Origin of the sequence: Pseudomonas paralactis (assembly GCF_001439735.1) — a bacterium.
Lineage (GTDB): Bacteria > Pseudomonadota > Gammaproteobacteria > Pseudomonadales > Pseudomonadaceae > Aquipseudomonas > Aquipseudomonas paralactis.
Genome location: NZ_JYLN01000008.1, coordinates 24,468 through 45,951, shown reverse-complemented (window position 1 = coordinate 45,951; position 21,484 = coordinate 24,468). Strand labels below are relative to the sequence as shown.

The 21,484-nt window shown below is 59.4% G+C and carries 18 protein-coding genes and 4 tRNA genes; 11 read left to right on the top strand and 11 right to left on the bottom strand.

Annotated features, from left to right (window positions below; translation table 11 throughout):
- The first annotated feature begins 79 nt into the window (after positions 1–79).
- The 3 genes from TX23_RS19785 to TX23_RS19775 all read left to right on the top strand — a co-directional run bounded on the left by TX23_RS19785 (position 80) and on the right by TX23_RS19775 (position 4,460).
- The gene (locus TX23_RS19785) at positions 80–1,267 is read left to right on the top strand and encodes an MFS transporter (RefSeq protein WP_057703670.1); all 1,188 of its coding nucleotides are present in this window, start codon (positions 80–82) and stop codon (positions 1,265–1,267) included.
- 110 nt (positions 1,268–1,377) lie between these two features.
- Positions 1,378–2,526 (top strand): TDT family transporter, encoded by a 1,149-nt coding sequence (locus tag TX23_RS19780; protein WP_057703669.1) that lies wholly within the window; start codon positions 1,378–1,380, stop codon positions 2,524–2,526.
- 59 nt (positions 2,527–2,585) lie between these two features.
- Positions 2,586–4,460 carry an MFS transporter gene (locus TX23_RS19775; protein ID WP_057703668.1) on the top strand — a complete coding sequence of 625 codons (1,875 nt, stop codon included), beginning with the start codon at positions 2,586–2,588 and terminating at the stop codon, positions 4,458–4,460.
- Between the two features lie 108 nt (positions 4,461–4,568).
- On the opposite strand, the gene sugE is transcribed toward TX23_RS19775, so the two are convergent.
- From sugE to rdgC, 3 genes are all read right to left on the bottom strand, one after another.
- Positions 4,569–4,883: a quaternary ammonium compound efflux SMR transporter SugE gene (sugE, locus tag TX23_RS19770; RefSeq protein WP_010211634.1), complete on the bottom strand. Its 315-nt coding sequence runs from the start codon at positions 4,881–4,883 to the stop codon at positions 4,569–4,571.
- 113 nt (positions 4,884–4,996) lie between these two features.
- Entirely contained in the window at positions 4,997–5,956 is a 960-nt protein-coding gene (locus tag TX23_RS19765) for a bile acid:sodium symporter family protein (RefSeq protein WP_057703667.1), read from the bottom strand.
- Between the two features lie 163 nt (positions 5,957–6,119).
- A complete protein-coding gene (gene rdgC / locus TX23_RS19760) occupies positions 6,120–7,040 on the bottom strand; it encodes a recombination-associated protein RdgC (protein WP_005786703.1) in 921 nt (306 codons plus the stop codon).
- Between the two features lie 159 nt (positions 7,041–7,199).
- Here rdgC and TX23_RS19755 point away from each other — a divergent pair.
- From TX23_RS19755 to TX23_RS19740, 4 genes are all read left to right on the top strand, one after another.
- Positions 7,200–7,275, top strand: a tRNA-Val gene (locus TX23_RS19755).
- A gap of 19 nt (positions 7,276–7,294) precedes the next feature.
- Positions 7,295–7,371, top strand: a tRNA-Asp gene (locus TX23_RS19750).
- Between the two features lie 177 nt (positions 7,372–7,548).
- Positions 7,549–7,624 (top strand) — tRNA-Val (locus TX23_RS19745).
- A 19-nt stretch (positions 7,625–7,643) separates the two neighbouring features.
- Positions 7,644–7,720, top strand: a tRNA-Asp gene (locus TX23_RS19740).
- An 89-nt stretch (positions 7,721–7,809) separates the two neighbouring features.
- Here the strand turns inward: TX23_RS19740 and TX23_RS19735 are convergent.
- Positions 7,810–8,943: a catalase family protein gene (locus tag TX23_RS19735; protein WP_057703845.1), complete on the bottom strand. Its 1,134-nt coding sequence runs from the start codon at positions 8,941–8,943 to the stop codon at positions 7,810–7,812.
- A 29-nt stretch (positions 8,944–8,972) separates the two neighbouring features.
- A complete protein-coding gene (locus TX23_RS19730; protein ID WP_057703666.1) occupies positions 8,973–10,781 on the bottom strand; it encodes a di-heme-cytochrome C peroxidase in 1,809 nt (602 codons plus the stop codon).
- Positions 10,782–11,028: 247 nt separating this feature from the next.
- Here TX23_RS19730 and TX23_RS19725 point away from each other — a divergent pair, with 247 nt between their 5' ends.
- The 4 genes from TX23_RS19725 to TX23_RS19710 all read left to right on the top strand — a co-directional run bounded on the left by TX23_RS19725 (position 11,029) and on the right by TX23_RS19710 (position 13,858).
- Positions 11,029–11,769 carry an FKBP-type peptidyl-prolyl cis-trans isomerase gene (locus tag TX23_RS19725; protein ID WP_005786709.1) on the top strand — a complete coding sequence of 247 codons (741 nt, stop codon included), beginning with the start codon at positions 11,029–11,031 and terminating at the stop codon, positions 11,767–11,769.
- Between the two features lie 829 nt (positions 11,770–12,598).
- On the top strand, positions 12,599–13,054 hold the full coding sequence (locus tag TX23_RS19720; protein ID WP_057703665.1) for a YkvA family protein: 456 nt from the start codon (positions 12,599–12,601) through the stop codon (positions 13,052–13,054).
- 97 nt (positions 13,055–13,151) lie between these two features.
- On the top strand, positions 13,152–13,490 hold the full coding sequence (locus TX23_RS19715) for a helix-turn-helix domain-containing protein (protein ID WP_057703664.1): 339 nt from the start codon (positions 13,152–13,154) through the stop codon (positions 13,488–13,490).
- On the top strand, positions 13,487–13,858 hold the full coding sequence (locus TX23_RS19710) for a hypothetical protein (protein WP_005786715.1): 372 nt from the start codon (positions 13,487–13,489) through the stop codon (positions 13,856–13,858). Before TX23_RS19715 ends, TX23_RS19710 begins: the two co-directional genes overlap by 4 nt.
- Here TX23_RS19710 and TX23_RS19705 read toward each other — a convergent pair.
- From TX23_RS19705 to TX23_RS19680, 6 genes are all read right to left on the bottom strand, one after another.
- The gene (locus TX23_RS19705; protein WP_057703663.1) at positions 13,855–15,624 is read right to left on the bottom strand and encodes a bifunctional diguanylate cyclase/phosphodiesterase; all 1,770 of its coding nucleotides are present in this window, start codon (positions 15,622–15,624) and stop codon (positions 13,855–13,857) included. The two genes, TX23_RS19710 and TX23_RS19705, sit on opposite strands and share 4 nt — an antisense overlap.
- 119 nt (positions 15,625–15,743) lie before the next feature.
- The gene (locus TX23_RS19700; RefSeq protein ID WP_224796967.1) at positions 15,744–17,825 is read right to left on the bottom strand and encodes a carboxy terminal-processing peptidase; all 2,082 of its coding nucleotides are present in this window, start codon (positions 17,823–17,825) and stop codon (positions 15,744–15,746) included.
- Positions 17,826–18,186: 361 nt separating this feature from the next.
- The gene (locus TX23_RS19695; protein WP_057703662.1) at positions 18,187–18,840 is read right to left on the bottom strand and encodes an HAD family hydrolase; all 654 of its coding nucleotides are present in this window, start codon (positions 18,838–18,840) and stop codon (positions 18,187–18,189) included.
- A 33-nt stretch (positions 18,841–18,873) separates the two neighbouring features.
- On the bottom strand, positions 18,874–19,863 hold the full coding sequence (locus TX23_RS19690) for an ABC transporter ATP-binding protein (RefSeq protein WP_057703661.1): 990 nt from the start codon (positions 19,861–19,863) through the stop codon (positions 18,874–18,876).
- Positions 19,860–20,660, bottom strand: coding sequence for an ABC transporter permease (locus tag TX23_RS19685; RefSeq protein WP_032876990.1), 801 nt, complete (start codon positions 20,658–20,660; stop codon positions 19,860–19,862). Before TX23_RS19685 ends, TX23_RS19690 begins: the two co-directional genes overlap by 4 nt.
- Positions 20,647–21,483, bottom strand: coding sequence for an ABC transporter permease (locus TX23_RS19680; protein WP_167346946.1), 837 nt, complete (start codon positions 21,481–21,483; stop codon positions 20,647–20,649). Before TX23_RS19680 ends, TX23_RS19685 begins: the two co-directional genes overlap by 14 nt.
- Position 21,484: the final 1 nt, after the last annotated feature.

Sequence of the window (21,484 nt, the reverse complement as noted above, 5' to 3'; positions counted from 1 at the left end):
AACACAAAGAATTTGCTTTAAGCGCCAGCGAGTAGCACACTCCACAAAAGCAAAATATTAGCTTTAGCGGAGCGTGCCCATGATCAGCGTCATTTCCCAGCGGTCCAGCCTGACGTTCCTCGTGATCACAGTGTTGACCTTTCTCGCCGCCTCCAGCGCGCCGACGCCGTTGTACCAGGTGTATCAGGACAACCTGCATTTTTCGGCCGCGATGCTGACGGCTATCTTTGGCGTCTATGCCCTAAGCCTGTTGGCGGCGCTGCTGACGGTGGGCTCGCTGTCCGATTACCTGGGGCGCAAGCCGGTGATCTTTGCCGCGTTGCTGCTGAATATCGTGGCGATGCTGCTGTTTATCAACGCGGACAGTACGGTCTATCTACTCGCTGCACGTGCATTACAGGGTTTTGCAACTGGTACTGCCACAGCGGTGCTGAGTGCGACGCTGCTCGATACTGACCGGGTGCGCGGCCCGATGCTCAACAGCCTTGCGCCGATGCTGGGCATGGCCAGTGGCGGGCTGGGCAGCGGTTTGCTGGTTGAGTACGCGCCACGGCCGACGCAATTGATCTATTTCACCTTACTGGGCTTGATGGTGCTGCAGGCCGTGTATGTCTGGCGGTTGTCCGAGACGGTCAGTCGTATACCGGGGGCCTTGAAGTCCTTGGCGCCCACCCTGCATGTGCCACCGCAAGCGCGCCGGGCCTTGTGGTTGGCGATGCCGTTGAATGTGGCGGTATGGGCGCTGGGTGGGTTCTTTTCTTCTTTGGCGCCTTCGCTGGTGCGGGTCGCCACCGGGTCGACCTCGCATTTGATCGGCGGAGGGCTGGTCGCGGTGGTTACGTTAAGTGGCGCGGTTATGATCTACAGCCTGCGCAACCGTGCGGCTGACAAGGTCATGCGCCTGTCGGCGGTGCTGATGGCCATTGGCGTGAGCCTATTGTTGGTTGCCGTGCAGACGGCCAGCCTGTGGTTGTTCTTTGTCGCCAGTGTGATCGCCGGCTTTGGTTTCGGCGGCGGCTTTATGGGCAGCGTGCGCAGTATCGTCGGGTTGGCGTTGCCCCATGAGCGTGCGGGGTTGATGTCGGCATTCTATGTACTGAGCTACCTGGCATTCTGCGTACCGGCGTTGGTGGCGGGCAATCTGAGCCGGGTGTTTGGCCTTGTCGTCACTACCGATGGCTACGCTGCGGTCCTCATCCTGTTGGCGTTGGGCGCTCTAGGCGGGCAGTTATGGCAGGGCTCTGCGCGGAGCCGAGCAGCTGCATAGGCGAGGCTAATATCTATAAAGTAGATAACAGTTAGAGATATTACCCGTTATATAGATATTCGATCAGGTTCTACCATGGACTCAACCTCATGCGAGGAAGAGGATTGACCATGACCTGCTCGACCACCCACCGTTACAAACCTTTCAGCCATCTGACCCGTCCCCGGGAAGTGATTCGCCAGTTCACCCCGAACTGGTTTGCCGCCACCATGGGCACCGGCGTGCTGGCGCTGGCCCTGGCTCAGTTGCCGGTCACCTTGCCCGGCTTGCACGCTGTCGCTGAGGGCTTGTGGATATTCACCATCGGCCTGTTTGTGTTGTTCAGCGTGTTGTATGCCACCCGTTGGGTGATGTTTTTCCACGAGGCACGGAGAATCTTCGGACACTCCACGGTCTCGATGTTCTTCGGCACCATCCCGATGGGGCTGGCGACTATTCTCAATGGTCTGCTGCTGTTCGGCCTGCCACGCTGGGGCAGTGATGTGATCCCGTTGGCTGAAGCCCTGTGGTGGCTGGACGTGGCCATGTCCCTGGCCTGCGGCGTACTGATCCCGTTCATGATGTTCACCCGCCAGGAGCACAGCATCGACCAGATGACCGCTGTCTGGCTGTTGCCCGTGGTAGCTGCCGAAGTGGCCGCGGCCAGCGGCGGCTTGCTCGCGCCGCACCTGGCCGATGCCCATTCGCAACTGGTGATGCTGGTGACAAGCTACGTGCTGTGGGCGTTCTCCCTGCCGGTAGCGTTCAGCATCCTGACCATCCTGATGTTGCGCATGGCCTTGCATAAGTTGCCTCACGCCAATATGGCAGCGTCGAGCTGGTTGGCGCTGGGCCCCATCGGCACCGGTGCCCTGGGCATGTTGTTGCTGGGTACGGACGCCCCTGCGATCTTCGCCGCCAATGGTCTGGCCAGTGTCGGTGAAATGGCCCACGGCCTGGGCCTGATTGCGGGCATCACCCTATGGGGCTTCGGCTTGTGGTGGATGTTGATTGCGGTGTTGATCACCCTGCGTTACCTGCGCGCCGGTATCCCGTTCAACCTGGGTTGGTGGGGCTTCACCTTCCCACTGGGGGTGTATGCCCTGGCCACGCTTAAATTGGCGAGCCTGTTGCAGTTGGTGTTTTTCAGTGTGTTTGGCAGTGTGCTGGTGGTCGCGCTGGCGCTGATGTGGCTGATCGTGGCCAAGCGCACCGTGCAGGGCGCTTATAAAGGCGAGCTTTTTGTTTCGCCTTGTATTGCCGGGCTAGCGAATAAGTAAGCAGGATTAGGTAAAGTCGTGGCCTGATAAATACAGGCCACGCAGGAACACGGACGACGATGAGCCATCCTTCCCAATTCACCTTGCTGCGCACGCGGCGCTTCTTGCCGTTTTTCATCACCCAATTGCTGGGCGCGTTCAACGACAACATCTTCAAGCAGTCGCTGATCCTGGCCATCCTTTACAAGCTCACCATCGAGGGCGACCGCTCTATCTGGGTCAACCTGTGCGCCTTGTTGTTTATCCTGCCGTTCTTCCTGTTTTCGGCGTTGGCCGGGCAGTTTGGCGAGAAATTCAACAAGGACGCGTTGATCCGCGCGATCAAGATCGGCGAGATCGTGATCATGGCCGTCGGCGCGGCAGGCTTCCTGACTAATCATCTGGAATTGATGCTGTTGGCGCTGTTTGCCATGGGTACTCACTCGGCGCTGTTCGGCCCGGTGAAGTACTCGATCATGCCCCAGGCTTTGCACGACGATGAGCTGGTCGGCGGCAACGGCCTGGTGGAGATGGGCACCTTCCTGGCGATTCTGGCCGGCACCATTGGCGCCGGCATCATGATGTCGTCCACCCACTACGCGCCGGTGGTGGCGGTGGCGATTGTCGGTGTGGCGGTGCTGGGCTACCTGGCCAGCCGCAGCATCCCGCGTGCGGCGGCTTCAACACCGCAACTGCGCCTGGACTGGAATATCTTCACCCAGTCCTGGGCCACGTTGCGCATGGGCCTGGGGCAGACGCCGGCGGTGTCGCGCTCGATTGTCGGCAACTCGTGGTTCTGGTTTGTCGGCGCGATCTACCTCACGCAAATCCCGGCCTATGCCAAGGAGTGGTTGTACGGCGACGAAACCGTAGTGACCCTGATCCTCACCGTGTTCTCAGTGGGCATCGCCCTGGGCTCGATGCTCTGCGAAAAACTCTCCGGGCGTAAGGTGGAAATCGGCCTGGTGCCGTTCGGCTCTTTTGGCCTGACCGTGTTCGGCCTGCTGCTGTGGTGGCACTCCGGCGGTTTCCCGCAGAACGTGCAAGCCAACGATTGGCTCGCGGTGCTCAGCTACGGCCAGGCCTGGTGGGTGTTGCTCGATATTCTCGGCCTGGGTGTGTTCGGCGGCTTCTATATTGTGCCGCTGTATGCGCTGATCCAATCGCGCACCGCCGAGAACGAACGGGCACGGGTCATCGCGGCCAACAACATTCTCAACGCATTGTTCATGGTGGTTTCGGCCATTGTTTCGATCCTGTTGCTGAGCGTGGCCCAGCTGTCGATCCCCGAGTTGTTCCTGGTGGTGTCGCTGCTCAACATCGCCGTCAACACCTACATCTTCAGGATCGTCCCCGAATTCACCATGCGCTTCATGATCTGGCTGCTCAGCCATTCCATGTACCGCGTGGAGCATCGCAACCTGGAGGCCATCCCGGATGAAGGCGCGGCGTTGCTGGTGTGCAACCATGTGTCGTTTGTCGATGCGCTGTTGATTGGTGGCGCGGTGCGTCGGCCGATTCGCTTTGTCATGTACTACAAGATCTACCGTTTGCCGGTGCTCAACTTTATCTTCCGCACCGCTGGGGCGATTCCGATTGCCGGTCGCCATGAAGACATTCAAATCTACGAACAGGCGTTCGCGCGGATTGCCCAGTACCTCAAGGATGGCGAGTTGGTGTGCATCTTCCCGGAAGGCAAGCTGACCGCCGATGGCGAGATGAATGAGTTTCGCGGTGGGGTGACACGCATCCTGGAGGAGACGCCGGTGCCGGTGATCCCCATGGCGTTGCAGGGGTTGTGGGGGAGTTTCTTCAGCCGCGATCCGAACAAGGGCTTCTTCCATCGGATCTGGTCGCGGGTGGTGCTGGTGGCGGGTGAGCCGGTGGCTGTGGAGGCGGCGACGCCTGAGCAGTTGCAGGCTGTGGTGGGCGGTTTGCGGGGGAGTGCCAGGTAGTTTTCGTTGTTTGTCAGGGCCTCATCGCAGGCAAGCCAGCTCCCACATTTTGAATTGTGAATACAGTCAAATGTGGGGGCTGGCTTGCCTGCGATAGCGGTAGTGGCTTTATGTCGAGATCTTGAGGCCAATCAGCCCACAAATAATCAACGCCACACTCGCCAACCGAAACAACGCCATGGACTCCCCAAACAGGATAATCCCCGCAATTACGGTGCCCACGGCACCCACGCCGGTCCAGATGGCATAGGCGGTGCCCAGCGGCAGCTCCTTCATGGCCAGCCCCAGCAACCCAAGGCTGACGGCCATGGCGGCAATCGTCAGGGCGGTCGGCAGTGGCTTGCTGAAACCGTCGGTGTATTTCAGGCCGACGGCCCAGCCAACTTCAAACAACCCGGCAAAAAACAGAATGATCCAGGACATGATGACCTCGCTTCTATCAAAGTGGGGTCGTCCCCGGGTAAGCACTTGATAGCGTCGCGAGGTCGTCCCCGCGAAGCCAAGTAGAGTGCCGAAAACGGCTCAGACGATCAAGTTTACGGCGCGGTTTCCAGGGCGCGGCGGTCTTCCTTTTCGCTCATGCGGCGGAAATAGGTCGACAGCAATGCGCCGGAAATATTGTGCCAGACGCTGAAGAGCGCACTGGGCACCGCCGCCAGCGGCGAAAAATGCGCACTGGCCAGCGCGGCACCCAGCCCTGAGTTCTGCATACCGACTTCCAGCGCCAACGACTTGCGTTGCGCCAGGGGCAACTTGAACAGGCGCCCGGTGAAGTAGCCCAGCAGGTAACCGAAGCTGTTGTGCAGCATCACCACCGCCATGATCAGCAGGCCCGATTCGGCAATCTTCGCCTGGCTTGCGGCAACCACGGCCGCGACGATGATCACAATGCTGACCACCGACACCAGCGGCAGCACGTCCACCGCATGGCGAACCCGCTCGCCCAGCACCCGTTGCGCCACCACACCGAGCACAATCGGCAGCAGCACCACTTGCAGGATCGACCAGAACAGCTCCATGAACGATACCGGCAGCCAGGCCGAGGCCAGTAGCCAGATCAACGCCGGTGTGAGCAGCGGGGCGAGGAGGGTGGTGACGGCGGCAATCGCCACCGACAACGCCAGGTCGCCGCGGGCCAGCCAGGTCATCACGTTGGACGAGGTGCCGCTTGGGCAACAGCCGACCAGAATCACGCCGACGGCAATTTCCGCTGGCAGGTGAAAGGCCTGGCATAACAACCATGCCACGCCCGGCATGATCACAAAATGCGCGACCACGCCCAATGCCACGCGCCATGGGTGGCGAGCGACTTCGGCGAAGTCTTCGAGTTTCAAGGTCAGCCCCATGCCGAACATCACCAGGCCCAGCAGCGGGACGATGGCGCTTTTCAGGCCGATGAACCAGCTGGGTTCGAGGAAGGCGAGCACGGCAAATATCAACACCCAGTAAGCGAAGGTATTGCCGACGAAGCGGCTCAAGGCGGCGAGTGCACGCATGGGGATGTCCTTTTTTATTCGATTTCTGAGTTGTCGATGCAATCAAATGTGGGAGCTGGCTTGCCTGCGATAGCGGTGTATCAGTCGGCAGTACTCTGGCTGACACTCCGTTATCGCAGGCAAGCCAGCTCCCACACTGACCGTGCCCACATTGGATCGGTGTTTAGATGCCCTGTGGCGTCTCTTCGCCGCCCAGTGCTTCCACCAGCGCCGGCAGGAAGTCGCCGAAGGTCAGCATCATCAAGGTAAAGCTGGCATCCAGTTGGCCCAGGGCTTCGTCGCCGCCGTCCTGTTCCGCCTGGTCTTGCAGCAGGTCTTCGAATTTCAGGCGTTTGACGGTCATCTTGTCATCGAGCATGAAGGACAGCTTGTCCTGCCACGCCAGGGACAGTTGGGTTACGACCTTGCCGGTGGTCAGGTGCAGCTGGATCTCTTCGCCGGTCAGGTCCTGGCGTTTGCAGCGCACGATGCCGCCGTCTTCGTGGGTGTCGCGCAGTTCGCATTCGTCGAGGACGAAGAAGTCATCAGCCGGTTTCTGGGTGGTGACCCAGTCAGTCATGATTGCAGTCGGTGCGGTTTTTACCGTCAGAGGGCGGACGGGCAGGGTGCCGATCACTTCACGCAGGGTCGACAGCAGGTCTTCGGCACGCTTGGGGCTGGCCGAGTTGACCAGGATCAGGCCCTGTTTCGGCGCGATTGCAGCGAAGGTCGACGAGCGACGGATAAAGGCACGCGGCAGGAAGGCCTGGATGATTTCATCCTTGATCTGGTCGCGCTCCTTCTTATAGACCTTGCGCATTTGCTCGGCTTCGATCTCTTCGACTTTCTCTTTAAGTGCATCACGCACCACGCTACCCGGCAGGATGCGTTCTTCCTTGCGAGCGGCGATCAGCAGGAAATCGCCGCTGACGTGAACCAGGGGAGCATCTTCACCTTTACCGAAAGGCGCGACGAAACCGTAAGTGGTCAACTCCTGGCTTGCACAAGGGCGCGCCAGCTTGGTGGCCATGGCCGCTTCCAACGCCTCGGCATCAACAGGCAGATCTTGGGTCAGGCGATAGATAAGCAGGTTCTTGAACCACATGGGGTGAGTCTCTCCTCTATACAAAGGGGGGCATTATTCTCTTGATCACGCCGCAGGCCAACCCTGCCTAAGCCATTGGAAGGGCTGAAAAAAAAGATTTAAGAAAGTGCTTGCCAGACTTGGGGGCGCTCCGTAGAATGCGCGCCACACCGAAACGAAGGGTGATTAGCTCAGCTGGGAGAGCATCTGCCTTACAAGCAGAGGGTCGGCGGTTCGATCCCGTCATCACCCACCATTCGCTTCATGTGTTACGCGCAGCGGTAGTTCAGTCGGTTAGAATACCGGCCTGTCACGCCGGGGGTCGCGGGTTCGAGTCCCGTCCGCTGCGCCATATTCGGTCACCTGGAACGCTGAACGCCAGGTCACCACAGAAAGCCCGCTCATTGAGCGGGTTTTTTTCTGTCCGAAATATGGCAAAAAATCGTGCGATAAACTTTTTTTAAATAAATTGCATTTAAATCAAGACATTACGATTTTTTGGTGTATGATGCGCCCACACCGAAACGAAGGGTGATTAGCTCAGCTGGGAGAGCATCTGCCTTACAAGCAGAGGGTCGGCGGTTCGATCCCGTCATCACCCACCATTCGCTTCATGTGTTACGCGCAGCGGTAGTTCAGTCGGTTAGAATACCGGCCTGTCACGCCGGGGGTCGCGGGTTCGAGTCCCGTCCGCTGCGCCATATTCGGTCACCTGGAACACTGAACGCCAGGTAGCCATAAGAAACCCGCTCATTGAGCGGGTTTTTTTTCGCCTGCGATTTAACGCGCCTTACGGTGCGTTGCGGCTGTGGCGGTAATCGCTGACGGCCTCGTACACCGCTTTGCGCAGCCGGTTGATGCCACCGATGGGGCGGTGCGCTTCCAGCCCGAACCAGGGGTTGAACGACTGGTTATCGCACGCCAGGTTCTGCGCTGGCGTGTCGAAGTCCTGGGCGGGAATCCTGACCTTGGCCACGGTTTCATACGGCGCGTCGCTTTCCTTCCATTCGATGCTGGTGTCTTCGATGGGCATGAACGCCTGCGGGTTTTGCCGCTGGATCTGCAGCACAAAACACGCATCTACACGATCGGTGGACAGTTGCTGGTTGAGCGCGCTGCGCAGGAAGTTCGGCAGGGCCTGGTTCTGTTTGGGCAGTACATACTCCGGGCAGCTTTGCGGGTCGGGCGCGACGCGGAACTTGGCGTTGGCCGCACCAAACTTGTAGGGCGACACTGAAAAGTAAGTCGTCTGCGTCGGGCTGGCCGGGGCGGGCGCCAGGGTTGCCAGGGCGATAAACAGGTGACGCACTTGCCAACTGCGCGGATCGAGCTTGGGGAAGAACGCCAGGACCTTCTTGCCATCCGCTTGCGCACCGATGTTCTGCGCGTATTCCGCGACATCGCTGACAAAGAAGTTGGGGTGGCTGAACATCACGAAATCCTGCTCGGTGCGCGCTTGCTGATCGGCCATCAGTTGCTTGCCCGGCACATCCAGCAGCTTGATCGCCATGCCGCGGGCATCACGAATGCTGTCGAATTGCGGGTAAGCGTTACCATTGGACAATCGCATTGTCGCCTGCCAGACCTTGCCCGGCTCGGCGAATACGCCCTGGCGCAGGGCTGGGTCCAGATCTGCCAGTACGCTCACTTGCGCTTTTACGCAGCCATGGGCCTTGGCATGGGCATCGCGCAGGTAGCGAGTGCCTTCGCGATGCTGGTCAACGATGCGTACGGCGGTCTGAATAATGCCCTGGGTCATGGCCGCTTCACCTGGCGGGATCTGTTCATCCGCTGACACCGGGCCACTGTGCTGCCAGGCGAACCACAGTGTCGCCAGTAGCCACCCCAGTAGCCCGAGGCTCAACAGCCACAACAGCGTCTTGCCGAGAAAAGCGCCGAGACGCAGCCAGAGACGAGCGAGCATGGAACGGTCCTTGTTGTGCGATCGGATAATCATGGCAATTGTTGCTCCAGCGGTCCGCCCAGCACTTTGAGGTATTCGAGCAGCGCCCAGCGTTCCTGGGGCAGCAAGCCACGGCCAATGACGCCATTGCCCCGTGCGCCTGCGCGGAACTCGTGGCCGCTGTTGTGGTTGCCGGTGATCCGGGTATCGAACAGAAAGGCATTCTTGAACGCGGCGGTTTCAAAACCCAGATGGCGTGGATCGTAGTTGAACGTGCCTTTATAGAAGGTAGTGCTGCGCTCGTCCTGGGGCGAAAGCAGTTGGTAGATCGTCGGTACCGACCCGTTGTGCAGGAACGGTGGGGTAGCCCATACGCCTGCCAATGGCCGTGCCTTATAGGCGCGTAATTCGCGCACGCCAATCGGCAGGCCGAACCCGTCCAGGCTCGGGCGCTCTGCCGGGGTAACGCCGGCGGAGCGGTAGGCATGTTCTTCGACGAATGCGGTGACGTACGCCAACCCCTGGGCTACGGACATTTTTTTCAGGTCCAGTGGTGCGGTGGGGGCTGGGTGCAGTTCAACATTGAGCCGGGCCAGTTCGGCCGGGTCCCATTGCAGGGCGCTGAGGTCATAACGCTGATCGGCAATGTTGCTGGCGGTGCCGGGGTCGGTGCCGATGTAATCCACCGGCAGCATTTTCAACTGCTGTACAGGGCGACCATTTTCTTCGGTAACGGTCGGCAGGTGGCAGCCTGCACAGTTTTCGGCGAAGAGTGCGCGGCCCTGGGCGGCGAGGGGTTTGTCGATGGCGCCGAACAACGCCTCAGGCCAGGTCGGTGGTTTGAGACGTTGCAGGGTTTCTTCGATCAGGTGCAAGTCGCGCACCCGCACGCTGGAGGGGTAGCGTGCAGCGCCTTGCAGCGGTTGGCCGGCGCTGTCGAAGAAGGCCAGGGTTGCGCCTACGCCAAGCGCTTCACCGATATTGCGCGCCATGGGCTGCTGGGCCGATCCATTCCACTGCACCCAGTCGAAGGTCCAGATGTCCCACAGCTGCGGGTAGTCCACGGGAGCGTTGGCGACGCGATAATTATCTGGGGAAATGGCATCGCCAAAGCTGGCATTGGCGATGCGCCCGAAGGCGTCAGTACGGCCGGGGCCTTCCTCGGTGGGGTAGAGGCCGCGATGGGTATCATTCCAGGCGACTTTGAGGAACTGGTTGAGCGATTGCTTGAAGTCGCTGCGCAGTTGGTTGTGTTGGGCGTCGTACTGGTCACCCAGGACCTTGCGGGCGAAGCGCTCGAACTTCCACGGGTTGTAATAAGTGGCGGCGAGGCTGGCGACCAGTGCCTGGCCGAAACTGCCGCCCCGCAAGGTGGGGACGCTGGAGGGCAGTACATGTTGAGCCGAGCCGCCATCGATGCGCAGGGCCTGGCCTTTGAAATGCAACTCGCCGGTATGGCAGGCCGCGCAGGTGATGTCCAGGTACTGAACCTTGCTGTCGGCATTCTGGTGTCGGGCGAAACCCACCGGCAGGTTGCCAGGGTTTTGCGTGGTGGGCACCTGCCTGGGATCGACCAGGAAACCAAAGCGCGCCAGGTACTCCGGCGCGGCAAAGCGTTGCTCGGAGAACGGCAGCTCCAGAGCCGTGAACCAGTCGTAGTGCAAGCCCTTTACCTGGGTGCCCTGGGGCGTGAAGTAGAAGGTCTGACGGTCGGCGGCACTCCACTGGTCCTGGTAGTGCACCTGCTCCACGGGCATGTAGTCCGGCAGCTTGGGGTTGAGGGTGTAATGGAGCACCACGGCCAGGGTCAGGCCCAGTGCGATCAATATCAGGAGTAAAACACGGGAAAAAGTGCGCAAGATAACTATCCTTGTCGAATTGTCGCGTTGTTATGCCACTGCGCCACAGGTGCGGCAAGTAGCGATTAGCCTGCTGGCAGGCGGTCCCGCGATCCGTCGCGGTGGCCCATGATAAATGGAAATGCTTTTAAACACGTGAACTTATCAGAAGTTTCCTGCTCACATGCCGGTAGCCATTGGTCGGGGCCGCCTGATAAGCTCGCGACTTTATTCGAATGCCCTTTTGGCGCATGAACAAGGAAATAGCATGAAACAGCATCGGTTGGCGGCGGCGGTGGCCCTGGTTAGCCTGGTACTTGCGGGTTGTGATTCGCAAACCAGCGTAGAGCTGAAAACCCCGGCGCAAAAAGCTTCCTACGGCATCGGCCTGAACATGGGCAAGAGCCTTGCCCAAGAAGGCATGGATGACCTGGACTCCAAAGCGGTAGCCCAAGGCATTGAAGATGCTGTCGGCAAGAAAGAGCAGAAGCTCAAAGATGACGAACTGGTTGAAGCCTTCGCCGCGCTGCAAAAGCGTGCCGAAGAGCGCATGACCAAAATGAGCGAAGAGTCGGCAGCTGCCGGCAAGAAATTCCTCGAAGACAACGCCAAGAAAGACGGCGTCGTCACCACCGCTTCCGGTCTGCAGTACAAGATCGTGAAGAAGGCCGACGGCGCACAGCCAAAGCCGACCGACGTAGTGACTGTTCACTACACCGGCAAGCTCACCAACGGCACTACCTTTGACAGCTCCGTGGATCGCGGCAGCCCGATTGATCTGCCGGTCAGCGGCGTGATCCCGGGTTGGGTCGAAGGCCTGCAACTGATGCACGTTGGCGAGAAGGTCGAGCTGTACATCCCGTCCGACCTGGCCTACGGCGCCCAGAGCCCGAGCCCGGCGATTCCAGCCAACTCCGTGCTGGTATTTGACCTGGAACTGCTGGGCATCAAGGACCCAGCCAAGGCAGAAGCGGCTGACGCACCTGCTGCACCAGCCGCCAAGAAGTAATCGGCGCCTGAACACACAACGCCCCGTCTCGACGGGGCGTTGTTGTTTTCGGGGCTGTATCAAACGATGCAAAAAATTTCTGTGGGAGCTGGCTTGTCGGGTCGCCGCATCGCTGTGATGACGTCCCGCACTCCAAATGTGGGAGCTGGCTTGCCTGCGATTGCCATAAGTCTTTACACAACACTACAGGTTGTAGCAGCCAACGCTAACCACGATGCGAAGCGAGCCGCTCTTGATCTTGATCTGCTTGTGATCTTGATCTCAGGCGCCCCGTTAAACCACGCTGGCCGGAGTGAGGGCACACCGAGCCTAGGCGAGGTGCCGAGTGGTGGGGCTCTTTTCCAAAAGTGACCCGCTGTCAGAGCGCAACCCTAAGTGGCCGTTACCGCAGGAATGGATATGTACTCGGTATAACTGTGTCGACTGTGAGGCCGTTATCGCAGGCAAGCCAGCTCCCACATTTGGAGCCCAGGGTGTCTGAGAGATAGGCATCAGCTGGCAGGCTGCCACGGGGGGGGGCGGCGTGGTACCGGGGTCGTGTAGATGTCTATGACTATCGCACGCCAGCCAGCCCCTACGTTGAAGCCTCTGCAAATCCAAACGAACGTCCGCAATCGGACACAGTCTGATATAAGACTCGAGCACGGGTAGCCGCACATACATGCCAAGTCAATGAATTCTTGGGTTTTTTTTATGTGCGCAAAAAACGCCCGATCTGACTGTAAGCCTTATAAACCGTGGCTTTCAGCTGATAAAACAGGCTCTGTTCACAAGGTTATCCACAATTTGTGTGGATAACCTTTTACCTCGCCTGGAACTGGAGTGCCTGATGAAACCACCGTTCAATTTCACCCGCTTTCTGCCTATGGCTGCCCGTCTGCTGGGCCGTGGACGTTTGCCGACCTTGCTGTTTGCCGTCGCGGCCAAAGGCTCAAGCCAGGGCAATCGGCTGGGCCAGCTAAAGGACGATCTGAAATTGCTCCAGTCCCTTTGCCTGGCTTACTGGCGCGGCGAATACCGAGCGATCAGCCCCAAGGCGCTGATCTCGGTGGTGGCGGGGCTGATGTACTTTCTCAGCCCTATTGATGCGATCCCGGATTTTATCCCGATGTTCGGCATGTTCGACGACATCGCCGTGCTGGCGTGGGTCATGAAGACCCTGAGCGGCGAACTGAGCGCCTTTCGCGCCTGGCGCGATGCGCAACGCCCGGAAAAACTCGCGGTGGTTGAGCGCCTCCCCGCGACGCCTGAGCTGCTGGCTCGGGAAAACCCGCAAAAAAACTAATGATGCCGGGTATCCCCCGGCGACCTTCGTGGCTGTTAGGATTACACTTCTAAGGAAAGAACTTACTTAGTAAGTGTTTTTATCCTACGGGGCAGTCATGGATATTCAGATCATTTCACGCGATGGCGCACCCGAATACGCGGTGTTGCCATGGGACCAGTACCAGGCGCTGCTAAAAGCTGCCGGTCAGCAGCAACCTACACCCGCTTCTTCCCCTGCCGCCTCTACCGCCATCGACCAGGACCTGCGCCCGCTCGCAGACCTGCGCGGCTTGCGTGAGGCCAAGGGCCTGGCGATCGAGACTCTGGCACGCACGGTGGGGATCAGCCCCTCGTACCTTGGTTTGATTGAAAGTGGTGAACGCCAGCCGGATGCCGCCATTCGCCGCAGCCTGGCCTGGGAATTGGGCGTTGCAGGTTGGAGGGATGAGTCTTGAGTCTACGTATCAGCCGTCAGCACTGGGATGGGTTGCTCAACGAACTGGATCAGGCGCGCCGCCAGCGCCATCTCCTCACGTACCGTGCGCTGCTTGAGCGCCTGCAATTTCCGACGCCGGCCATGCAGACCCTGGCAGCTGCCCTGGAGCACCTGGCGGCGCTGGATGCCAAGGCTGAGCAGCCGTTGCGCAGTTCCCTGGTGATCAGCCAGGGTGCCAGCCGCCTGCCGCGTACCGGTTTCTTTGAATGTGTGGAGCGTCTCGGGCGTTTCAGCGGGCCTTCCGATGGCGTGGCTGCAGCGTCTTGGCACGCTTCGGAAGTGGTGCGGGTGTTCGAGTACGAATACCCGGAATCTGCCGAGGCTTAAATCGCCGGGGAGTACATGTCCAGGCTGTCGATCACATGGATGCTGTAGCCGGCCACGTCCTTGGCATGGTGCTTGGCTTGCGAAGCCAGTTCCGCCAACTGGCTGGCATCGAGCTGCGCGCAAGCCTGTGGGTACAAATGCACCACACCGATGGACAGCGATAGCAAGGCGAATTCCTGGCGCACGCCCTGGCGGTTGAGTGCCACGAAGCAGCCAGCGTCTATGTGCTCGGCGCGGTAAAAGCGTCGGCACTGGGTATGGAAGTCATCCAGCAACTGGTTGAGCCGCTTGCGCCAATCCTGCGGGCCCAGCACCAGCAAAAAATCATCGCCACCAATATGCCCGACAAAGTCGCGGCTGGGGTCTACCCGGTCGTTCATGCATTGCGCCAGGCACAGCAGCACTTCATCCCCACGCCCGTAGCCGTAGATGTCGTTGAACGGCTTGAAACTGTCGATATCCACATAGCAGATCACCGACTCGCGCTGTTGCTGCAACAGCCGGGTCAGGCATTGCTGGATCGGTACGTTGCCTGGCAGCAACGTCAGCGGGTTGGCGTAGCGTGCCTGCTGGATTTTCAGTTCGGTGATCAGCTTGAGCACGTCGATCACCCGGCCCAGGCCTAGATAGTCGCCATTTAAAGTGATGATGAAATCTTCTTCGATGCGCTGTCGTGCGCGGCTGGTCAACAAGCGGCTGACCTGTTGCAAGGACTGGCTCAACTCCACCGCCAGGAAATCATCGCTCATCAAGCGGCTGATCGGTTTGCGTGCGAACAGGTCGGTTGCGAACGGCTTGAGCAGCGCGTCCGACAGCGAGTGCCGATGCACAATACCGACCGGGCGACCGCGGCCATCCAGCACCGCCAGTGAATTGAGATTGGCCTGGCGGCGGAACGCTTCCAGCACTTGAGCCGTGGCGGTGTCTTGATCCACCGCCGGCTGTTCGTTCAGCAGGGCGCTGAGGTCACTGCCTTCGTCGCTGAGGGCCATCGTGGCGTTATCCGGTTTGGGCAACATCAGGCGCACTTGCTGCGGCGGGTGTTCCTGCGGGCGGCAGAGCAGGTAGCCCTGGACCAGGTCGACGCCCATCTCGGTCAGCACCGCCAGTTCTTCCGTCAGTTCGATCCCCTCGGCAATCACTTGGGCGCGGGAGGCCTTGGCGATCTGCAGGATCGATCCAACGAATTCGCGCTTGAGGGCGTCCTGGTGAATGCCGTCGATAAAGTGTCGGTCGATCTTTACGTAGTCCGGGCGCAGTTCCGACCATAACCGCAAACTGGAATAGCCGGCACCGAGGTCATCAAGGGCAATGGCAAAGCCCATGTCGCGATAATGATGCAGGGCGGTTTGCAACAAGGCGAAATCATCGGTGGGCGTTTGTTCGGTCAGTTCGATCACCACCTGGCTGGGTGGTATGCCGAAGTTGCGCAGCAGTTGCAGGGTGCGCCCCGGCTGATGGGATGTGTCCATCAAGGACTCCGGCGAGACATTGAGAAACAGCTTGCCGGGCAGTTTGTGCTCGCTGAAGCGTCGACACGCACTCTCCCGACATGCCATTTCCAGTTCGCTCAGGCGTCCGGCATGACGGGCGACAGAGAACAACGCGACGGGAGAATGCAGCGGGCTGTTGGACGGGCCGCGACTAAGCGCTTCGTAACCGAGAATACGCCGCTCCGATAGGCAAATGATCGGTTGGAACAGGCTGTGCAAACTGCCTTGAGCCAGGATTGAGCCCAGTGCATTCAGCTGTTCGGTCATGGTCATGGCGATCTCGATCGAAAAAAAAGGACCGCAGGCATTAAGCCTGCGGTCCTTTCATTTCACGACAGAATGATGTCTATATGATGACACTCTGTGGAGCGATCACATTAAATTGCCATCATTTACTGCTTGGCCACCTGCTTGGTGATCTTCAGGTAATCGAGCAGGATCCGGCCAGTCTCGGCCAGGTAGGCATCGTCTTCCGGTTTGGTTTTATCCGCTTCGGTCGGCAACGCATCTTCATCTTCTTTCTTCAGCTCTTTGAGCGGATCTTCACCCTTGGCCTTGCGGCGGGTGTTTTCCAGCACCAATTGCTGATTCTCGATGCTGGAGTGCTGTGCGCGGCGATCCGCTTCGTTGAGGCTGACGGTTTTCTCTTCCATCAGCTTCTTGGCCAAGGCCAGCTTGTCGCGGATAAACACGAACTCGGCATCCTTGGCGGAGCGGGTGTCGTGGTCTGCCTTCAACTGCGCCAGGAACGGCTTGAACGGATCCGACGCCGGCTTGATCGCAGGGCGGATAGTGTCCCATGGCATGGCTTCAGGCAGCGCGCTTTCGCCGATTTCCTTGGTGTCGATAATCGACGGGAAATCGATATCCGGCAGCACGCCCTGATGCTGGGTGCTCTGCCCGGAAACCCGGTAGAACTTGGCCAGCGTCAGTTTCAGCTCGCCATGGTTCAGCGGCTGAATAGTCTGCACGGTGCCCTTGCCGAAGGTCTGGCCGCCGATGATCAACGCACGGTGATAGTCCTGCATGGCGCCGGCGAAAATCTCTGAAGCCGAGGCCGAGAGGCGGTTGACCAGCAACGCCATCGGCCCTTTGTAGAAGGCCCCCGGGTTCTCGTCTTCCAACACGTCGACACGCCCATCGGCATTGCGGACCAACACGGTTGGGCCCTTGTCGATAAACAGGCTGGTCAGCTCGGTGGCTTCTTGCAGGGAACCGCCGCCGTTGTTGCGCAGGTCGATGACCACGCCGTCGACTTTTTCTTTCTGCAGTTCCGTCAGGATTTTCTTCACGTCGCGGGTGGTGGACTTGTAGTCCGGGTCACCGGCACGGAACGCCTTGAAGTCCAGGTAGAAGGCCGGGATTTCAATCACCCCCAGCTTGTAGTCCTTGCCATCCTGCTTGAGGTTGAGGACTTTCTTCTGCACGGCCTGGTCTTCGAGCTTCACCGCTTCACGGGTGATGGACACGATCTTGCTGGTCTGGTCGTTCGGTGCATTGGTGTGCGGAATCACTTCCAGGCGCACCACGCTGCCTTTAGGCCCACGGATCAGCTTGACCACTTCGTCCAGGCGCCAGCCGACCACATCGACCATCTCTTTGTCGGCCTGGGCCACGCCGATGATCTTGTCGGCCGGTGCCACTTGCTTGGTTTTGTCAGCCGGGCCTGCCGGCACCAAACGTACGATCTTGACCTGGTCATTGTCGCTTTGCAGGACGGCACCAATGCCTTCCAGGGACAGACTCATGTTGATATCAAAATTTTCCGCGTTATCCGGCGACAGATAATTGGTGTGCGGGTCGTAGGACATCGCGAAGGTGTTGATGTAGGCCTGGAAGATATCCTCGGCACGGGTCTGGTCCAGGCGCGCCAGCTGATTCTTGTAGCGCTTGGTCAACAGCTCTTGAATGGCCTTGGGCTCTTTGCCGGCGATCTTCAAGCGCAGTACTTCGTCCTTGACGCGTTTGCGCCACAGGTCGTCCAGGGCGGCGGTGCTGGTCAGCCAAGGAGCGTCCTTGCGATCCACCAGAAGGGTTTCCTTCTGGGTGAAATCGAGCTTGTCGATGCCTTTGTTCAGCTCACCCAGGGCGAAGTCCAGACGCGCTTTGACGCGGTCCAGGTAACGCTTGTAGATGGTGAAGCCAGGCTGCAGGTCGCCGCTCTTGAGGAAGTCGTCGAATTGCGTCTTCCACTTGTCGAACTCAGCGATATCGCTGGCCAGGAAGTAGCTGCGCGACGGGTCCAGCAGCTTGAGGTAGCTGTCGTAGATGATCACCGAGCGAGCGTCGTCCAGCGGCGGCTTGCTGTAGTGATGGCGCTTGAGCAACTCGACGACGTTAAGGCTGGCAATCACCTCATCGCGATCAGGCTGAAGGTTGTCCCAGCTATTGGCTGCGAACGTATTGGTCGACATCGACGCGAAGCCGAGACCAATGAAAAAAGCGAGGGCGGTGCTGGGGAACAGATGCTTCATGCTGATTCGACGCGGGGGCAATTGATAACGCATATTAGGCCGTCTTTGAGGGAGCCGGTTCCATATGGTCCGGTCGCATAATGCAAAAAGCCCGGCGCTACTGCTACGGGCTCAGTCCAGACTCACTATGGAGGCACTGTGAGAGCATTGCAAGGCGTTGACGGTGATGTGGAGGGCTAGAACAACCCCGTCCTACGTTCGGTGTAGTCCATATTGCCAATAGCCTGACCGAATCCTGGATTGAAATGCAGTCAATGTCGGAGCTGGCTTGCCTGCGATAGCGGTGCACCAGATGAAGAATTCTTCACTGTCGCATCGCTATCGCAGGTAAGCCAGCTCCCACAGGTTGATCTCTATTGATTCAGGTCCAGTGGTGGATCGGCCAGCCGGCCTGTTCGGCGTGGGTGCGCAATACGGGGTCCGGGTTCACCACCTGCGGGTGATCCACCTTGAGCAGCAGCGGCAAGTCATTGCGCGAATCTGAGTAAAAATACGCACCTTCAAGGGTTTCACCTTCCTGCTCCAGCCATTCCAGCAAGCGCGTGATCTTGCCTTCACGGTAAGTCAGTACACCCTCTGTCTTGCCGTCGTATACCCCATGGCTGACGCTCAAGTTAATCCCCAGCACTTCATCGATACCGATACGCGCCGCAATCGGCGTGACCAGGTGAGTGCCCGAGGCGGAAATCACCAGAATGCGGTCGCCGTTCGCGCGGTGGCGGGCGATGGTTTTAGTGGCGTCGCTGTAGATCAGCGGCTCGATCACGTCCTCGACCCACGGCTGCACCAGATGCTCGATTTCTTCCGGGGTGCGACCGATCATCGGCTCCAGGCTGAAGTCCATGAAGTCTTCCATCAGCAGCTTGCCCTGGCTGTAGGCATCCATCAGTTCATTGTTCCTGCGCATGAACGACTCGGGGTCGACCCAACCCAGGCGGCCCATCTGCTCGCTCCAGAGGGTGGCGCAGTCGCCGTGGATCAAGGTGTCGTCCAGATCAAAAATTACCAGTGCCATCGGTGATGCTCTCTCTCAATAGGTTGCTGCCTGTCAGGCTACTTCACACAGTGCGCTGGGGTCGATGGAAAGTGCCAGGCGCTGGCCGTCCGGGTGCAAGTCATCGGCCGAGCGATTGAGCACGTCGACCACCAATTCCACGCCCCGGGCCTCGATGCGGTAGCGAATCACGTTACCCAGCAAGCTGTGGCTGCGCACCAGCGCATCGAGCTCGCCGCTGCGGCTCAACTCGATGGCCTCGGGGCGAATGGCAATGCGCCCCTTGATTGGCCGTTGCAACAACTGGCTGGCCTTGTCTGCATCGAGCAAGTTGTAGTTGCCGATGAACCCGGCGGCAAATACATCCACCGGGGCGGTGTAGAGGGTTTCAGCATCGCCGCTCTGCACGATCTTGCCCTGGTTCATCAAAAAGATGCGGTCGGACATGGTCAGGGCTTCTTCCTGATCATGGGTCACGAAAATCGTGGTCAGCCCCAGTTCGCGCTGGATCTGGCGGATCTGCTCGCGCAAGTGCTTGCGAATACGGGCATCCAATGCCGACAGCGGTTCATCCAGCAACAGCAGGCGCGGGCGGGTCACCAGCGAGCGGGCGAGGGCGACGCGCTGGCACTGGCCGCCGGACATCTGGTGCGGATAGCGGCCGGCCAGCTCCTTTAGCTCAACCAATTGCAGCACGTCCTGCACGCGCTTGTGGCTCTCGTCGGCGTTGACCTTTTGCATGCGCAGGCCGAACGCGACGTTCTGCTCCACAGTCATGTTGGGGAACAGCGCGTAGCTTTGGAACACCATGCCGATCTGACGTTTCTGCGGGCTCAGGGGCACGATGTCTTGCCCATCCAGCAGGATTTTGCCGCTGTCTACCGAGGTTAACCCGGCGATACAACGCAGCAGGGTGGACTTGCCGCAACCGGACGGACCGAGCAGGGTGACGAACTCACCCTTGGCGATTTCACAGTTGATATCGCTGAACACTGGCGTGCCGGTGTAGCTTTTTTGCAGGTGTTGGACGCTGACGAAGCTCATTGGCTTTTGTCCTTGTTCAAGATATTGGCGGCCCAGGTCAGCACCAGCACAAAGAAGAAATAGGAGATCACTACGGCACTGGTGAAGTGGCCGCTGCTATTGCGCATGTTGTTGAGGTACACCTGAAGGGTCTCGTAGCGAGTACCGACGAGGATGTTGGCGAACACGAACTCACCGAACAGGAACGAGAACGACAGCAGCAGTGCCACCATCAGGCCTTTGCGCAGGTTCGGCAGCACCACCAGGATCGCCGCTTGCCAAGTGCTGGCGCCGAGTAGTTGGGAGGCGTCCATCAGGTCACGCAAGTTGATGGCTTGCAGGTTGTTGGTGATCGCCCGGTACATGAACGGCAGCGCCACGGTGAAGTAACAGCCGATCAGAATCCACGGCGTACCCACCATCGCCAGCGGCCCGGAACCGTAGAGTTGCAGCAAGCCCACCGACGACACCACCGGCGGCACCGCAAAGGGCAGCAGAATCAGAATGTTCATCAGCGCGTCGAGCTTCGGGAAGTGGTAGTGCACCACGAACAACAGCGGCAGGATCAACACCACCGAAAGGATCAATGCGCCCACACACACCAGCAGCGATTGCCCGAACGCCATCAGAAAGCGCGGGTCGCTCCACAGCTGTACGTACCATTTCACGCTAAAGCCGGCGGGCAGGATAGTCGCCGACCAACTGCTGGAGATCGAGTAGACAAAGGTGCCGATCAGCGGCAGCACCAGAATCAGGAACAACAGGTACACCACTACCCGATGGTAGAGGGAGGCCGGGCCGGCATCAGCGCGAGACATGGTAGCTCCTCTTGAGCAGCAGTTGATGGACCACCGTGACCACAGTCATCAGCGCCACCAGCACCACGGCCAGGGCGCTGGCCATGTTCGGGTCCAGCGACACATCGCCCGAGACCAGGCCCGCAATGCGGATCGGCAGCACGTTGAAGTTGCCGGTGGTCAGGGCGTAGACCGTGGCGTAGGCGCCAAGCGCATTGGCCAACAGGATGACGAAAGTGCCAAGCAGGGCGGGAGTGAGTACCGGCAAGCCGATATGGCGCCAGAACTGCCAGCCATTGGCACCGAGCAGCGCGGCCGACTCACGCCAGTCTTCGCGCAATGCGTCAAACGCCGGGTAGAGCAGCAGCACGCCGAGGGGAATCTGGAAGTAGGTGTAGAGGATGATCAAGCCGGTCTTGGAGTACAGGTTGAAGTCCTGAATGATCCCGGCCTGCTTGAGCATGATGGTGATGCTGCCGTTGAAGCCCAGCAGGATGATGAACGCGAAGGCCAGGGGCACACCGGCGAAGTTGCTGGTCATGTTGGCGAACGCGGTGACGAAGTTGCGCAGTGGCGAATCCACTCGGCGCAGCGAATAACTGCCCAGGGTGGCGATGATGATGCCGAAGATGCTGGAGTAGAAACTGATCTCCAGGCTGAACTGGATCGCTTGCCGGTAGAACTTCGAGCTGAATATCCGTGTGAAGTTATCCAGCCCCCAACCGGACTCTTCGGTCTGGAGGCTGTTGATCAACACCCACACCAGCGGCGCGATCTCGAACACGATAAAGAACAGTGCGAAGGGCACCAGGCACAGCAGGGCCAGCCATTTGCCGCGGGTCATC

Bases quoted from the DNA above. Each gene is read 5' to 3' on its own strand.
- TX23_RS19785 (WP_057703670.1), top strand. From the start codon at position 80: ATGATCAGCGTCATTTCCCAGCGGTCCAGCCTGACGTTCCTCGTGATC.
- TX23_RS19780 (WP_057703669.1), top strand. From the start codon at position 1,378: ATGACCTGCTCGACCACCCACCGTTACAAACCTTTCAGCCATCTGACC.
- TX23_RS19775 (WP_057703668.1), top strand. From the start codon at position 2,586: ATGAGCCATCCTTCCCAATTCACCTTGCTGCGCACGCGGCGCTTCTTG.
- sugE (WP_010211634.1), bottom strand. From the start codon at position 4,883: ATGTCCTGGATCATTCTGTTTTTTGCCGGGTTGTTTGAAGTTGGCTGG.
- TX23_RS19765 (WP_057703667.1), bottom strand. From the start codon at position 5,956: ATGCGTGCACTCGCCGCCTTGAGCCGCTTCGTCGGCAATACCTTCGCT.
- rdgC (WP_005786703.1), bottom strand. From the start codon at position 7,040: ATGTGGTTCAAGAACCTGCTTATCTATCGCCTGACCCAAGATCTGCCT.
- TX23_RS19735 (WP_057703845.1), bottom strand. From the start codon at position 8,943: ATGCTCGCTCGTCTCTGGCTGCGTCTCGGCGCTTTTCTCGGCAAGACG.
- TX23_RS19725 (WP_005786709.1), top strand. From the start codon at position 11,029: ATGAAACAGCATCGGTTGGCGGCGGCGGTGGCCCTGGTTAGCCTGGTA.
- TX23_RS19720 (WP_057703665.1), top strand. From the start codon at position 12,599: ATGAAACCACCGTTCAATTTCACCCGCTTTCTGCCTATGGCTGCCCGT.
- TX23_RS19715 (WP_057703664.1), top strand. From the start codon at position 13,152: ATGGATATTCAGATCATTTCACGCGATGGCGCACCCGAATACGCGGTG.
- TX23_RS19705 (WP_057703663.1), bottom strand. From the start codon at position 15,624: ATGACCATGACCGAACAGCTGAATGCACTGGGCTCAATCCTGGCTCAA.
- TX23_RS19700 (WP_224796967.1), bottom strand. From the start codon at position 17,825: ATGAAGCATCTGTTCCCCAGCACCGCCCTCGCTTTTTTCATTGGTCTC.
- TX23_RS19695 (WP_057703662.1), bottom strand. From the start codon at position 18,840: ATGGCACTGGTAATTTTTGATCTGGACGACACCTTGATCCACGGCGAC.
- TX23_RS19690 (WP_057703661.1), bottom strand. From the start codon at position 19,863: ATGAGCTTCGTCAGCGTCCAACACCTGCAAAAAAGCTACACCGGCACG.
- TX23_RS19685 (WP_032876990.1), bottom strand. From the start codon at position 20,660: ATGTCTCGCGCTGATGCCGGCCCGGCCTCCCTCTACCATCGGGTAGTG.
- TX23_RS19680 (WP_167346946.1), bottom strand. From the start codon at position 21,483: ATGACCCGCGGCAAATGGCTGGCCCTGCTGTGCCTGGTGCCCTTCGCA.